Consider the following 15,209-nt stretch of genomic DNA (forward strand, 5'->3'; position numbering starts at 1 on the left):
ATTGACTTATTAATTTTTTTAACATAAATCAAAATATTATGAAATTAAAAGGAAAAACCATCCTGATAACAGGAGGCGCATCAGGCATCGGACTTGAAGCTGCCAAACAGTTCTTAGCCATTGGTGCTAAAGTGATCGTTACGGGGAGAAATCAAGTAAAACTGGATGCGGTCAGAAAGTCATTTCCATCCATCACTGCCATACAAAGCGATGCCGGGAAAGAAGCTGATGCCCAATCCCTTTTTAACAGAGTGAAAGAATTAGGAGGAATTGATATCCTGTATAATAATGCAGGTGTCCTCGTTTCACCATCAAATCTGGGCATTCCAAATGATAAGCACCTTGAAGGTGCAGCCTATGAGATGGAAGTCAATTATCTGGGCGTGATAAGGCTAAACAACCTCTTCCTGGATATGCTTAAATCCAGAAATGAATCGGCTATCATCAACACCACCTCAATATTGAGTATGGCTCCCTCATTAATTGAAGCAACTTATTCTTCTTCTAAAACTGCGCTTGCATTTTATACGACATCACTTCGTGAGCATTTAAAGATCATTGGAAGTAAAGTGAAAATATTTGAACTGATCCCGCCACTTGTGGCTACTGAAATGACCGCGGAAAGAAAGGATAAGAAGATCACCTCCGAAAAGATGGTCGAAGGGCTTATCAATGGTTTGTTAAAAGATCATTACACCATTCGTGTGGGTGATTCAAAAATCTTTAATTTTATCAATAGATTCTTTCCAGGAATTGCATTTAATATCATTAATCCAAAACAGAGTCATCAACTTTTAAAAAATTAAAAATGAAAGCATACATCATAAACAAATACACCAAAGATGGTCTCCAGCTTGCAGATGCCCCGACACCAAAAGTCGGTGACAATGACGTTTTGGTAGAGGTTCATTCAGCGAGTTTAAATCTTCTGGATTCTAAAATCAAAAAGGGAGAGTTCAAATTGTTGTTGCCTTACAAATTTCCATTGATCTTGGGTCACGATGTTGCAGGAATAGTTATACAAGCTGGAAAACATGTGAAGAAATTTAAAGTTGGTGACGAGATCTACTCAAGAGTACCGGATTTTCGCATCGGAACTTTTGCAGAATATATTGCCATTAATGAAAGTGATGTGGCACTCAAACCAAGAAACCTAACGATGGAAGAAGCTGCCTCTATCCCACTGGTGGCATTGACTGCTTGGCAAGCATTGGTTGAAAATGTAAACTTGAAGAAAGGGCAGAAAGTATTCATCCAGGCAGGATCAGGTGGCGTGGGAACTATCGCGATTCAGCTTGCAAAACATTTGGGAGCTACTGTCGCAACTACCGCAAGTGCAAAAAGTTTCGAACTATTGAAGACTTTAGGCGCAGATCTTCTGATTGATTACAAAACGCAGGATTTTGAAACGATTCTTAAAGATTACGATGTTGTACTCAATAGTCAGGATAACAAAACTTTAGAAAAGTCAATCAACATATTAAAACCGGAAGGTCAGGTAATTTCCATTTCTGGTCCGCCAACGCCGGAGTTTGCAAACGAAATTGGACTGCCTTGGTATTTGAAGATTATATTATCATTACTTAGTTTAAGCATCAGAAGAAAAGCAAAAAAACACAATGTCGATTTCTTTTTTTTATTTATGAAGGCCAATGGAAACCAGCTAGAGAAGATCACTAAGCTTATTGAGGCTGATCTTATCAAACCTGTGATTGATAAGATCTATACTTTTGAACGGACCAATGAAGCATTGGAATATGTTGAAAGCGGACGTGCAAAAGGAAAAGTGGTGATTAAAGTAAAATGATCAACTTGCAAATATTTTGAGACAAAATTTGTATAGTCTTTATGAAACATTTTTAGATTGATTAGATATTAAATTTTTTCACCCTCTAGTTTTCCAGTTTCAGCGCTTTATTATATCATCGGATTTAATATTTTCCTTTCTTTGTACCAATGATTAAAAATGAGAGAAAAATATATTTATATAGTGCCTTATTGATTACTCTGGTGGTCAATTCAGCAAAACTGATGGCCCTTAATGGCGATGGAATCATTGCCCGTTACTGGCAGTTCAATATCTGGGAATATGGTTTTCAGTTTCTATATAATATGATTTTCTGCCTGGTACTGCTGCATGTTAATCTCTCAAGAGGCAAGCTTTTTAATGTATTCAGAGAAAACAGACAGTGGTTTAAACTATACGCATTCAACACCTTGCTGGTTGTGACAACCATTATGCTTGGAAGCGTTATCCATTCTTTACTATTTGGAACTGTCCAGCTTCCAGGAGGCAGGATAAGAGGATATTTTGCACGCTTTTTACTCAGCAGCATAATGGTTGCCGTAGTTATCCGTCTTATTCTTCTGATGCGTGAAAGCCGAAATAAAGACCTGATCAACGAACAGCTGCATACCTCCTACCTTCAGGCCCAGCTGCAATTACTTCAGGAACAGCTAAACCCACATTTCCTTTTCAATACTCTGAGTAGCCTTTCTGCCATCGTAAGGGAGGATCCCCGGCTTGCGCAAACGTATATTTTGCACCTCTCCAAAGTTTTCAGGTATACATTGGTACACTCAGGTAACGAGCTGGTATCTTTGGAAAAAGAAATTCAGCATCTGGAGTCGTATCTTCAGTTGGTGAAAATGCGGCTCGAAAATACCTTTCAGATTCAGATCAATATCAACGAAGGTGTTTTAGGCAAACATATTCTTCATTTATCACTGCAACCCCTGGTAGAAAATGCAGTTAAACATAATAGAGCTACAATTTTACATCCGTTAATGATAGATATTTATGAAGAGAATGAATGGCTCATTATCCGAAACAATCTTCAGCTTACCATCAGTGAAACAGAAGGAACCGGCCTTGGACTTGCCAACCTGAATGAAAGATACAAGTTACAAACTCATCATGAGATAGAAATACATCAGACCAAAGAATATTTTATGGTAAAACTTCCGCTGTTATGACACAAAATTTACATATTATAATCATTGAGGACGAAGCGGCAACAGCAAGAAATCTGGAATATATCCTGCAAGAAATTAATCCGGATATTAAAATTATTGTAACATTACAAAGTATAACAGAATCAGTACACTGGCTGACGAATAATAGTAGTGATTATGATCTGATATTTTCAGATATACGGCTTTCGGATGGATTATCATTTGAAATATTCAGACAAATAAACATCAAAAAGCCTGTCATTTTTGTTACGGCATATAATGATTATGCTATTGAGGCCTTTCGGAACAATGGTATTGATTATGTTTTAAAACCTTTTGATAAGGAAGAAATACAGCGGACTCTATTTAAATATAACACCCTTATTGCTGCTGATTTTAAGAGGGAACAGACCAAAACAGCAGCCCTTCTGCAACAGCTCCAGTCTGCAACGAAGCAGTATAAAAAATCCTTTCTGATCCATTATTGCGGTAGGCTTATCCCCATAGAAGCGGCTAAAATCAATTGGTTTTATACCGCTAACGAGATTGTATATGTACAGATGGCAGATGGCAGGCAATACGTAACGGAATTTACATTGGAACAACTGGAACGAGAGCTGAACCCTACCTCATTTTTCAGGGCTAACCGCCAGTTCATTATCAACAAAAATGCGATAGATACCGTTGAATATTTTTTTAATGGAAGACTGCTTGTCAAAATACATCCATTACCTCAGGAACAAGTACTTGTCAGTAAAGCAAAAGCAATGCAGTTTAGAAAATGGCTGGATCAATAATAATTTCACCCCGGAATTTAGCAGGTTCACCTTTTTTTATCTTAACGGAGATCATAGGTATTGCTACATTTGTTTCATTAAAAACTAAATTTTTCCAAGATGCTTTTAAAACAAAAAAAACAATTGCTTCTTCTTGTAACAGCTTTTTTATGTACGGCATTTACAAGCTTATCGGCACAAACAAAAAAATTAAAGGACAGCACTCCGGAACAGCGTGCAAAGATGCAGACCGAGTGGATGAAAACTAAGTTAGCCTTAAATACTACGCAAGTCCAGCAGGTCTATGCTCTTAACCTTCAATATGCTCAAAAAAACGACCCCGTTATTCAAAGTAATGAAGGCAAACTGGCTAAATTCAAAAAACTGAAAGCCTTCCAGAAAGAAAAATCTGATGCACTCAGCCAAATTCTGGATGCAGGACAATATAAAAAATATCAGGAGCTTAAAGATCAAATGGTTCAAAAATTTAAAGAGAAAAGAAAATGAAAAAAATATTATATCCATGGGTAATGATCATTTTTATTACCACTTCAGCGTGTTCCCAAAGCAGTAACGATAATGATGAAGCGGCTTTACAGGCAAGACCCGGTAACAGCCTTCAGGGACCTATACAAAAACCTACGTCAGGATATGGTGCGGATGGTAGTTATGAGGTAGAAGAAGTTACTTTTAACAATCCCCAATATGCAGGAACGCAGGTTTCAATTTTTTATCCGAAAGGGATCACTTCTCCCAGACCTACCATATTCTTCTCACACCCATTTGGTGGTGAGGATAAGGATTACAATATAGAGCTGTATAATTTTATTGCAAAGAAAGGCTATGCAGTCGTATTTGTACCCTACCGTACGATCGATATCAGTGTTGATCACCGCTACCAAACCCTATGGGAAGGATTCATAAAGGCTGCTGCAGATTATCCCAATATAATTGATACTCAAAAAGTAGGATTTATGGGACATTCTTTTGGCGGTGGAGCAAGCATCGATCTTGCCTATAAAGCATTTACAGAAAAAGGATGGGGACAGAATGGCCGTTTTCTTTTTACCATGGCACCGTGGTATTCTTTTAACTGGAACAGCCCATTGACCACCCAACAGCAATTACAGAGCTTTCCTGCCAATACTAAAATGATAACACAGGTCTATGACGAAGATGATGTAAATGATCACCGGATGGCAATTGATATTTTTAAAAACATCAATATTACCAACGCTGAAAAAGATTTTATCTATTTTAAATCGTCCACTATTAACGGATATAATTATGTAACGGATCATGCCATGCCAAGTTCCCGCAGTGCTTTTGACGCATTAGATTATTATGGAGTCTATCGTCTTTTAGATGCCATGATGGATTACAGCTTCAATGGAAATGCCAATGCCAAAAATGTAGCTTTAGGTAATGGCTCTACAGCACAAATTATAATGCCTTCTTACAACGGACAATCTATGACTCCACTTGAAGTCACCGACAACCCTACCCCGAAATATCTGCAAGGTAAATATCAGTTTCAATGCGGAAGCAGTACTAATCCGAGAGGTAGCTACTGTAATTAATGTATAGCAACATCCTACTGAAAAAATAATTTGACAAATAAAAAGTAGTATTGTTAATGCATTTCTGCTATTCATATTTAGAAAAGTCAACCGCAAATATGCATCGATTGACCTGACTTCCATTCTGTGCTCCAGCATTGGGCTCAAATTCCGTCAGGCTCCACAGATAGCCATATTGAGATTCATAGTAGAGGGATTCGGCTCCATACGGCCATCGGTAACGTACAGTATCATCGGCTCCATCGGTATAACGGGCTAATCTTGCATTTGAGCCATAAGAATTGCTTGGAGATCCTGTACATGAAAGCCATGTTCTGTTCCCTTTTCGGAATACCCCTTGTATTCCATGAGCATGATTATCTGTAAAAAGACTATTCTTTGGGATTACTGTGACAATTCCTGTATTTTGAAGTGTTCCATTCGCGTCAACAGGAAAACCAAAGACCTGAGGAACAATGGCAGCATCCGCACTGCCTGCATAGTATTGCCCCGTCCAGAACTGAGTTCCTTCCTCATTGACCTGAATAGTGGAAAAAGGATTGGCATTGTTGATTTTTTGATACCCTATCTGAGGTAATATATAACGGTAATTGAAGGCGAATAAATTACCATTGGGATCTTTACCACATTTGTCATTGGTCGTGTCACCTGTACTTACTTCAATTATTTTATTCAAATCAAATACCCGAACACCCAAATTCGTACTGCTGAGATATATTTTACCCTTAAAATAGGCAATCCCGCCGGCATGTACATTCAATGGAGCGTAAGAACCATATTGTGAATAGGTTGTTGTATTTGCCGGAATATCAGGCTGTACCAACAGAATATGACGATACGTCAGATAAGTACTTGAACTTGGGCTGATGTCAATAAGAGTAATGCGGGAGCCTTTATACTCAGCATCATCTTTTGCATACCAGCTTACCAAGAGATAACGAATACCATCTTTGGTAAATCCTGCAATTCCTTGGGGTCTCCAGATCGATGTAGTTTCATCATCGGTATTCCAACGGATTCCTCTTACTCTGTTTTCTTCAGGGATATTGAACCCATAAACCTCGGTGTAAGAATTTCCGCCTATAGCCTGACGATTTTTATCGATCTGAGATGGGTTTAGAAAGCTAAAGCCAGAATTAATGTAGGTACTTGTATCCACATACGCATTGACACTTACGTCCGTAGCCACTTTATTGACGTTGAGTTTTGAAGAAAGCTCTTCTTCCATTGAAGCCGAAGCAATTTCACTATTCTGGCATCCGATACCTGTTACTGCAAGCATAAGCATCCATCCAAGGAGTTTTTGTCTTTGAATCATGATTAATTTAATGTGTTTTAATAGTTTATTATTGCTTGCGAAACTATCAGATTCTCTTTTTATTTGGATAACGTCAGCATTAATTATGTATTAAATTTAGACTACAATATACTTGGAGGTACCAACAATAAATATTAATTGAATTTTCTATTATATTTTTCCTATTACAGCTACACTATAAGTATATTACTGCCTCTGTCTTTTTAATAAAATTTTCAAAAATTTCATTCCACTTGAATAATGGCGTTCTCCGTATTCCTTTTTACAAATATATAGTCACCACGCCTTCTTTAACAACCGTAATAATTTCAGACCGCTAAAAGAGAAAGTCTTTCTAAATCTTTTAGAAAATCGTGCGAGTTTACTCCTGTTGAGACTACAAAGTAAGTATTATGTAAGATTATATTGCCTAATTAAAAGACTGTTTATAGCTTAAAGGTGTTGTATTTGTTTTCTTTTTAAATAATTTATTAAAAGACTGAGAATGCTCAAAACCCAATTGATAAGCCACTTCCGACACAGAAAAACTTGTTGTGGTAAGATATTCTTTTGCTTTTTCAATCAACTTTTCGTGAATGTGTTGCTGCGCATTTTGTCCGGTTAAATTTCGAAGCATATCACTTAAATAATGCGTTGAAAGATTCAGTTCCGAAGCCAGAAATTCTACTGTGGGAAGTCCTTTTGTCAGTGTTTCCTGTTTATTAAAATATTCTTCCAGCAACTCTTCCATTTTTGAAAGAAAATCACTGTTGACGGCTTTTCTGGTAATAAATTGACGCTTATAAAATCTGTTACTATAATTCAATAGCACTTCGATATAAGATACAATCACATCTTGGCTCACTTCATCGATAGCATTATTCAATTCATCAAGAATATTGTTCAACAAACCGACAACTGTATTCTTCTCTTTATCAGATAAATGCAACGCTTCATTGGTATCATAAGAAAAGAAGCCATATTTTTTTACGTTTTTAGCTAAAGGATAATTTCTTATAAAATCTGGATGCATCAGTAATGTATAACCATGATATTCAGCATCTTCTTCTGTAAACAGAATCTGATTTGGCGCTGTGAACATCATTCCGCCTTCATTGAAATCGTAATACCCCTGTCCGTATCCAATTTTCCCATTTTCAGAGAATTTATAGGATATTTTATAAAAATCTAGGACAAAACTCCGGTTGAGCATTTCTTTATTCACGCTCATACTCGTATTATCAACCAAACTGATTAACGGATGAAGAGGTTTTGGGAGATTCAAAATTTGATGAAGTTCTGAAATAGACGAAATTTTCATCGGAGAATTATCTTTCTTTTCCATGATCTAAAGTTACAAAATTATGTTTTAGGGTAATCGTGTTTGAGTGTGTAAAATACTTAGAAATAAACTCTAAAATTTACATGCACTCAAACTCTCAAACCCAAATTAAATTTAAATAAACTGTTTTCCGAATTGCTCTCTGAACGCTTCAGCACCCATTTCGATACGTTGCGCATACAAAGCTTTTGCATCTTCACCAGCAACATATCTCAATTGTTTTTTACCGTCTGTTGCAGCTTCATAAACTACATCTGCAATCAGTTCCGGTGCAGAAGCATGTTCCATCATACTTTCTGTGTTAGAAAACATGGTATTCACCAAATCAGCATATTCCGGTTGATTTCCTGTGTCTAACGAACGGCTGATAAAATCTGTTTTAATTCCACCCGGAGAAATTGTTTTAATATCGATTCCCAACGTATTTAATTCAAAAGCTAGACTTTCGCTCCATCCTTCCAAAGCCCATTTCGTAGCGTGATAAATTGAGCTGATCGGGAAGGTTAATAATCCACCAATTGAAGTCGTAGAAATAAACATTCCCTGTCTTTTTTCTCTGAAATAAGGAATAAATGCCTGTGTAACGCGGATAACTCCTAATAAATTGGTCGTAATTTGTTTCACGATCTGATCATCCGTTAAAGATTCTAAAGGGCCGATTAATCCGTAACCGGCATTATTGAAAACCAAATCAATATCGCTGATTTCTAACGCTTTTTTTGTTGTTGATTTAATCTGTTCTAAGTTCGTAACATCTAATGGAAGCACTGTAACGTTTTCCAATTGAGTAAGTTCTGTTTCAGCTTCCGGATTTCTCATCGTTGCGATGACATTCCATCCTTTGTTTTGAAATAATTTTGCGGTTGCTTTTCCTAGTCCTGTAGAGGCGCCTGTGATGAAAATTGTTTTCATTTTTTTACTTGTTTAATTTTTACAGGACAAAGTTGCGGATTAGCAAAAAGGATAAAGTTGCCAAAACGGGTAAAGATGTAGCCAAAATGAAAATGGTCTGAAAATTTCATTCCAAAATAATCCATTATTATAATTACAAACAAAATATAAGAATATGAAAACAAAGCAGATATGGGCGAATCTCGCAGTAGCAGATCTCAATCGCACAACAAAATTCTACACAGAATTAGGTTTTACATCAAACAATTCTATGAATTCTGATGAGCTGACAAGCTTTTCTTTCGGTGAAAATAATTTTATCATTAATTTTTTTCTGAAAGATGTTTTCCAGAAGAATACTAAAGTCGAAATAACAGATTTAGAAAACGGAAATGAAATTATCTTCAGTCTTTCCGCCAAAAGTAAGGAAGAAGTAGATGAATGGACTGAAATCATAAAAAAAGCGGGCGGAAAATTTTTTGCTGAACCTTATGAAATTGGCAAAGGTTATACTTTTGTTTTTTCTGATCCGGATGATCACAAATTCAACGTTTTATATTGGCCTGGAATGTGATTTTGCTCAAAATTGAAACAATAAAAGTATGTAAAAATTAAAAAGGGAACTTTTTTTGGCTCTCTTTTTTTATTTATCTGATTAAACGGTTATTTTCAATTAATTTCAATAAAAAACCGGGGATTCTTAGAATCTCCGGTAAAAAATTTACTAAATATTAATGTGAAATTAATTAAGATTTTAACGTCCAGATTGAACCGTTTTTTGTTGTGAATTTTTCAAGATTTCCTTTAGAAGAAAGCTCGTTTAATAACTGTTCGCTTTCTTTTCTCGGAGTTCCTGATAATTCTGAAAATTCTTTTGCTGTAAGTGAATTATACTTAGCAAAAAGACTTTCCCAGTTTTTAGAATATTCAGATTTCTTTGTTTCTGAATTTACTTTTAAAATAGCTGTTTCATAGAATGCATAAGGCTTTGAACCATAAACCGTTTCTCTGTTTCCGTCACCGTTTGTAAAAAACATGGTAGGAAAACCACGAACACCCATTTCTCTTGCCAATTTCAGATCTTCCTGAAAAAGTTCTTTTCCTTTTCCTTCGAAATCTGTTTTCAGCTTATCCGTATCAAGACCTACTTTTTTAGCAGCTGTGGAAATATTCTCCCATTTTGCGATATTTTTTTTCTTTAAAAAAACCAATTCACGAAGTTCTCTCATGAATTCAATCGCTTTTGTTTTATCCTGTATCTGAGCTGCTTTAAATGCAATTGAAGGCGGATAAGAAGAATCCAGAGGATCCTGCAGCCAAACATCTCCGTCGATCGGCATGTCATAATATGCACTTACTTCATCCCAGTGATGTGCAACGTCAGAAGGTTTGCTGATTCCGCCGCTATTGTAGCTCCAGTCAGGAAGAAGACCTCCCATTCTGTATTCTATATCTACATTGTTTCCGTATTCTAATTTAAGTTTTCTCAACTGAGGTTCAATTCCCCAGCAAGATGAGCAGATAGGATCTGTAAAGTAAATAACTTTTACAGGTTTTTCATTAACTTTTACATTGATATCCCCGATCTCAATTTTATCTCCGGGAACTTCGCAAATTCCTGTAACAGGATCACACAATAGTGGATTTGATGATTTATTTTCCATTTTTTTACTTTTATCACTTTGTCCGCTGCAACTTCCTAAAGCTGCAGTAAGAAAAAAGAATGTTAGTATTTTGTAATTTATCATTTTTGGTGATGATAAGGATTTATAATACTTGATTTGATGTTGAATACAAAACTAATATTTAATCATCAGACTTCGGTAATGAATTCCCTTTTGGAAACCAGTTTCCTTGATGAAACCAAGTAACTATTTTTTATTAAATTTACAGAATCATACAATACAGGTTTGAAATTATGAGAAAAGAAGCGAATTTAAATACCACTTTAATCTGCAAAAACAGGATGAACGCCATAAAAGATGCCATGGAAATCTTATCAGGAAAATGGAAGTTTCATATTTTGGGAACATTAATGCAGGGAGAGAAAATGCGTTTTATGGATTTGTTGCGCGAGATTGACGGAATTGCGGCAAAAATGCTTTCAAAAGAGCTTCAAGATATGGAAATCAATCATCTTATCAATCGTACTGTTTTAAATACAAAACCTGTGACTGTGGAATACGAAGTAACCGAATACGGCAGGACTATAGAACCTATCATCGATGAAATCGCAAAATGGGGCATCGAATATAGAAAATCTCTTTATCAAAAATAAAAAACCGACAAATATGACTTGCCGGTTGGAAAAAACAAAAATTGATATGGATATGATTAGATATGTGTTTTTTCTTTAAGTCTTCTTAAATATTTTTGTTGGCACAAATTTATATTTATTTAGAATTAATAAAAATAACAACCTAATGATATTTATCACTTTTTGGAAATTTTGCCAAACCTTTATAATTCATTATTTAGTTAATTAAGAACTAAATTCTTGTCAGTTGATCTAGCTTTTTCAAAAGTGTAGGAATTCTGAAATTACCGTGCATCCGTTCAATTTTCGGTTTTATTTCGTCTACATCAGCTCCTTTAGCCGTTAAGAATAATGGTGTTTTACTTTCTCCGCGATAGATTTCTCTCCTTTGAGAATCGGATGTGTTGAATTCGTTTTTTGCAATTCCGATAACCGGAATTTTTTCATTTAAAGCTTCATAAAGATAGCCGCCCAAACCTATTTTCCCTTCATCATCCAATGTTACATATCCGTCAACAATAATGATATCTCCTTGTTTAAGAACAATTTTATTTAATAAACTTACAATACAAGGCAATTCTCTTTTATAGAAAGCTCCACTTTCGTATTCGGAAGTAATTGGTATTTTTTCACTGAAAATTTCGCTTTCGATTTCAGAGATCCAGTCTTCAAAAGCAATACAAATTGTATTGGCATAGTCATTAAAATAATAGGTGTCAAAAGCGTAAATCATCAATTAAATTTTACCGTAAGCGACCAACTGATCGTTAATTTATTTACTAAAAAACTCTCCGAAATGCCATAAAACTCCGGAAGGATCATGTACAAAACATTCTTTTCCCCAAGGCATTGTTCTTACCGGAGTCAATCTTACATTTTCGTATTTTTCAGTAAGATTTAAGCTTAAAAGTTCTTCCCAGAAACTTTCAACACTCTCAACTTCAATAAAAAGCATGGTATTTTCAATCCAGTCTTTCACATACGCATCCTGCAGATAGAATCCTATCTCATTCCATCTGAAAAGGGATAATTTTGGCTCTAAAATTATTTCTTCAAAACCAAGATCTTTATAAAAATTACTGCTGATTTCAAAGTTTTCCGAACCGACAAACGGACGAATCGATTTAAGTTTTTGTTTCATAATTGTTTATTTTTCCAGTTATTGTAAGTCATTTCAAATTTTATTTCACCTTTTCCGTGAGTTCCGATTTCTTTCCAGCCGGATTTCCTGTAAAAGTTTTCTGCTCTTGTATTGGCCGAAGTACCAAGCCAGACAGTTTCCTGGGTTTGAGTAAAATACCAATTAAGCATAAGGTCGTGTAATTCTGTTCCTATCCCCTGTTTTTCAAAATCGGGGTGTAAAAATAACGCCCAAACATTATTTTCTTTTAAATCTACAATAGAAAAACCAACAATTTGACCATCAATTTCACAAACCCAGCCTTTTCCTCTTTCGGAAAGAAATTCTTTACAATCTTTATCTGTGACGAGATTTGGATCTGATAAAGTATTTTCTTTAACAGAGTTTCTAACAATCTGTATTTGTGGGATATCCTGTAATTGAGCTTCGCGAATGTTCATAATAGATTTTATTAAAAAAAAGGCAAATTCGCATATTTGTAAACCTGCCTTTTTATTTAGCATTTGCTTTAATTTTATTTTTTATCAACTACAATTCTTTCTGTTCTGTTTGCCAATTCCCAAGCAGTTGCAAAAACAAGCTGTGCTCTTTTTGCTAACAAATTGTAGTCAATTTTTTCAACATCATCTGTCGGTTTGTGGTAATCTTCGTGAATTCCGTCGAAGAAAAATGCAACCGGTATATTATTTTTTGCAAAATTATAATGATCTGATCTGTAATACAATCTTTCAGGATCGCTCGGATCATCGTATTTGTAATTTAATTCCAGATTATTTGTTTTTTTATTTGCTGCTTCATTGATTATTTTTAACTGAGAGCTTAACATCTCAGAACCAATCACATAAACATATTGTTTCCCTCTATTTTCAGGATCATCACGACCGATCATATCAATATTTAAATCAACAACCGTATTTGCAAGTGGAAAAACGGGATTATCTGTATAATATTCAGACCCGAACAAGCCGTGCTCTTCTCCTGTTACGTGAAGAAAAAGAATCGATCTTTTCGGACCTTTTCCAGCTTTTTTTGCACTTTGAAAAGCTTTTGCAATTTCCATTACGGCAACTGTTCCACTTCCATCGTCATCGGCCCCGTTGTAGACAACTCCGTTTCTTACGCCAACGTGATCATAATGTCCGGAAATAACCACTATTTCTTCTGGTTTTTCAGAACCTTCGATAAATGCAAGGATATTTTCAGAATCAGGAAGATTTCCGCCGCCTCTTTTCTTCATAAAATCTGCAGGAACTTTCTGATAATAAGAGCCAAGAGCTTTTGGAAAAGAAATTCCTAAATTTTTATAATAATTAACCATGTATACTCCAGCCTTTTTTTGTCCGGGGCTTCCTGTGTCTCTTCCTTCCATTTCATCAGAAGCAATAACATATAAGTTTTTCTTTAAGTCATCTGCGCTAATTTCTTTATAAGCAGAAAGAAATGCTTTATCACCTTTTACATTTGAAGACGTTTGAGATGCCGCATCGGAAGAAGTTTTTGCTGTTCCACAACTTATCAATACACCTATTGAAAATAGTGGAATAAATAGTTTTTTCATTATAAAATAATTTGCTTAAAAATAATAAAATTTATTTAATCTATAACGAATGCCTAATTTTCTTATATTTGATATAAACGCAAAATATATGCAAAAAGTTTACGGATTCACTCATTATTCATTTTTTACGGAAATGTCGGAGCTTGCTTCAAAACATAATAGTTTTGATCTTTCTTTAGGCTTGGCAGATTTTGATATTGATGTACGTTTAAAAGAGTTTTTAAAAGAATCCGTTGATCATAATACCCATAATTATGAACCACTTGCAGGAAATCCTTTATTGATTGATAGTGTTATCCGTTTTAATCAAAAAAGAAAAAACAGTATTTCTTTAAAGGTAAGTCAGGTTACGATTACTCCATGTGCAACTTTTACTTTATATACATCTCTTAAAACTATTTTAAATCAAGGAGATGAAGTTATTATTATCCAACCTTCTTATTATACTTACGGTCCATCGATTGTTTTAAATAACGGTATTCCTGTTTATTATGATCTTGATAATGATTTCAATATAAACTGGGAAAAACTGCAAAATTGCATTTCAGAAAAAACAAAAGCAATTATTGTAAATTCACCGCAAAATCCCACCGGAAAAATTTGGTCTGAAAAAGACTGGAATCAATTATATGAATTAATAAAAGATCAGGAAATTTATCTGATTTCAGAAGAAATCTACGATACCTATTGCTACGACGGAATTGAACATTACAGTTCATTTCTTCATCCTGAATTAAAGAAAAGAACATTCTGCATTTTTTCTTTTGGTAAAATGTTTCATTCCACAGGCTGGAAAGTAAGTTATTTATTGGCTCCGGAAGAATTGACTGCTAAATTCCGATGTCATCAGCAATACATTTCTTTTAGTGCTAATGCTCCCTGTCAGTATGCGATTGCAAAATATCTTGAAATATTTGATCCCTCTAAAAATCAAATTTTAATGCAGAAAAAACGAGATATTTTTAATAAATTAATCATAGAAACACCTTTAGTTGTAGAACAAAAAGCTGAAGGTGCAGTATTTCAGATTGCCAATTTCAGAAATATTTCCAAAACAATGACGGATGTAGAATTTTCAAAATGGCTGACGATTGAAAAAAAAGTGGCTTGTCTTCCGCTTTCTGCCTTTTATAATTCAAGGGAAAATTCTGATTATGTACGTTTTAGTTTTGCTAAAAAAGATGAATTAATCATTGATGCTTTGGAACATTTGAGAAAGAATCTTTGAGGTCATTGCAAGGAATGAAATGACGAAGCAATTTTGTGTTTTAAGTAATATTTTGTAGATTTTTCCTACGTTGAAAATGATAATTTTTTTAAAAAATTTTTCTCCCACGGATTTTCACAGATGTTTGTGTTTTATTTTTTTGATACTTATGCTTGTTCAATTTAAATTTAAATAAAAAAGCACC

17 protein-coding genes are annotated in these 15,209 nt (G+C 34.9%); 9 read left to right on the forward strand and 8 right to left on the reverse strand.

Annotated features, from left to right (window positions below; genetic code table 11):
• Positions 1–38 precede the first annotated feature (38 nt).
• From ABD745_RS07295 to ABD745_RS07320, 6 genes are all read left to right on the forward strand, one after another.
• Positions 39–806 carry an SDR family oxidoreductase gene (locus ABD745_RS07295; protein ID WP_344827430.1) on the forward strand — a complete coding sequence of 256 codons (768 nt, stop codon included), beginning with the start codon at positions 39–41 and terminating at the stop codon, positions 804–806.
• Between the two features lie 2 nt (positions 807–808).
• A complete protein-coding gene (locus ABD745_RS07300) occupies positions 809–1,807 on the forward strand; it encodes an NADP-dependent oxidoreductase (protein WP_344827434.1) in 999 nt (332 codons plus the stop codon).
• Positions 1,808–2,031: 224 nt separating this feature from the next.
• The gene (locus ABD745_RS07305; RefSeq protein WP_344827437.1) at positions 2,032–2,976 is read left to right on the forward strand and encodes a sensor histidine kinase; all 945 of its coding nucleotides are present in this window, start codon (positions 2,032–2,034) and stop codon (positions 2,974–2,976) included.
• Positions 2,973–3,752 carry a LytR/AlgR family response regulator transcription factor gene (locus tag ABD745_RS07310; protein ID WP_344827439.1) on the forward strand — a complete coding sequence of 260 codons (780 nt, stop codon included), beginning with the start codon at positions 2,973–2,975 and terminating at the stop codon, positions 3,750–3,752. The genes ABD745_RS07305 and ABD745_RS07310 overlap by 4 nt, the downstream gene beginning before the upstream one ends.
• A 99-nt stretch (positions 3,753–3,851) precedes the next feature.
• Entirely contained in the window at positions 3,852–4,238 is a 387-nt protein-coding gene (locus tag ABD745_RS07315; RefSeq protein WP_344827442.1) for a hypothetical protein, read from the forward strand.
• On the forward strand, positions 4,235–5,311 hold the full coding sequence (locus ABD745_RS07320; protein WP_344827445.1) for an alpha/beta hydrolase family protein: 1,077 nt from the start codon (positions 4,235–4,237) through the stop codon (positions 5,309–5,311). Before ABD745_RS07315 ends, ABD745_RS07320 begins: the two co-directional genes overlap by 4 nt.
• A gap of 67 nt (positions 5,312–5,378) precedes the next feature.
• Here the strand turns inward: ABD745_RS07320 and ABD745_RS07325 are convergent, their stop codons facing one another.
• The 3 genes from ABD745_RS07325 to ABD745_RS07335 form a co-directional block, all read right to left on the reverse strand.
• On the reverse strand, positions 5,379–6,629 hold the full coding sequence (locus ABD745_RS07325; RefSeq protein WP_344827448.1) for a hypothetical protein: 1,251 nt from the start codon (positions 6,627–6,629) through the stop codon (positions 5,379–5,381).
• A 409-nt stretch (positions 6,630–7,038) separates the two neighbouring features.
• Complete coding sequence (locus tag ABD745_RS07330; protein ID WP_344827451.1) at positions 7,039–7,953, reverse strand: helix-turn-helix domain-containing protein; 915 nt, start codon at positions 7,951–7,953, stop codon at positions 7,039–7,041.
• A 111-nt stretch (positions 7,954–8,064) separates the two neighbouring features.
• Entirely contained in the window at positions 8,065–8,862 is a 798-nt protein-coding gene (locus ABD745_RS07335; RefSeq protein ID WP_344827454.1) for an SDR family oxidoreductase, read from the reverse strand.
• Positions 8,863–9,016: 154 nt separating this feature from the next.
• On the opposite strand from ABD745_RS07335, the gene ABD745_RS07340 reads away from it, so the two are divergent.
• On the forward strand, positions 9,017–9,415 hold the full coding sequence (locus ABD745_RS07340) for a VOC family protein (protein WP_344827456.1): 399 nt from the start codon (positions 9,017–9,019) through the stop codon (positions 9,413–9,415).
• Between the two features lie 172 nt (positions 9,416–9,587).
• Here ABD745_RS07340 and ABD745_RS07345 read toward each other — a convergent pair whose 3' ends face one another.
• Positions 9,588–10,505 (reverse strand): ClpXP adapter SpxH family protein, encoded by a 918-nt coding sequence (locus ABD745_RS07345; protein WP_344827827.1) that lies wholly within the window; start codon positions 10,503–10,505, stop codon positions 9,588–9,590.
• A gap of 254 nt (positions 10,506–10,759) precedes the next feature.
• Between ABD745_RS07345 and ABD745_RS07350 the strand changes: the two genes are divergently transcribed.
• Complete coding sequence (locus ABD745_RS07350) at positions 10,760–11,119, forward strand: winged helix-turn-helix transcriptional regulator (protein ID WP_344827459.1); 360 nt, start codon at positions 10,760–10,762, stop codon at positions 11,117–11,119.
• A gap of 211 nt (positions 11,120–11,330) precedes the next feature.
• Here the strand turns inward: ABD745_RS07350 and ABD745_RS07355 are convergent, their stop codons facing one another.
• From ABD745_RS07355 to ABD745_RS07370, 4 genes are all read right to left on the reverse strand, one after another.
• Positions 11,331–11,831, reverse strand: coding sequence for an endonuclease V (locus tag ABD745_RS07355; protein ID WP_344827462.1), 501 nt, complete (start codon positions 11,829–11,831; stop codon positions 11,331–11,333).
• Positions 11,832–11,870: 39 nt separating this feature from the next.
• A complete protein-coding gene (locus ABD745_RS07360) occupies positions 11,871–12,239 on the reverse strand; it encodes a VOC family protein (protein WP_344827464.1) in 369 nt (122 codons plus the stop codon).
• Positions 12,236–12,679: a GNAT family N-acetyltransferase gene (locus ABD745_RS07365; RefSeq protein WP_344827467.1), complete on the reverse strand. Its 444-nt coding sequence runs from the start codon at positions 12,677–12,679 to the stop codon at positions 12,236–12,238. Before ABD745_RS07365 ends, ABD745_RS07360 begins: the two co-directional genes overlap by 4 nt.
• 74 nt (positions 12,680–12,753) lie before the next feature.
• Positions 12,754–13,797 (reverse strand): M28 family metallopeptidase, encoded by a 1,044-nt coding sequence (locus ABD745_RS07370; RefSeq protein ID WP_344827469.1) that lies wholly within the window; start codon positions 13,795–13,797, stop codon positions 12,754–12,756.
• Positions 13,798–13,885: 88 nt separating this feature from the next.
• Between ABD745_RS07370 and ABD745_RS07375 the strand changes: the two genes are divergently transcribed.
• Positions 13,886–15,025 (forward strand): aminotransferase class I/II-fold pyridoxal phosphate-dependent enzyme, encoded by a 1,140-nt coding sequence (locus ABD745_RS07375; protein WP_344827472.1) that lies wholly within the window; start codon positions 13,886–13,888, stop codon positions 15,023–15,025.
• Positions 15,026–15,209 lie beyond the last annotated feature (184 nt).

It is taken from the genome of Chryseobacterium ginsenosidimutans (assembly GCF_039536845.1).
Classification (GTDB): domain Bacteria; phylum Bacteroidota; class Bacteroidia; order Flavobacteriales; family Weeksellaceae; genus Chryseobacterium; species Chryseobacterium ginsenosidimutans_B.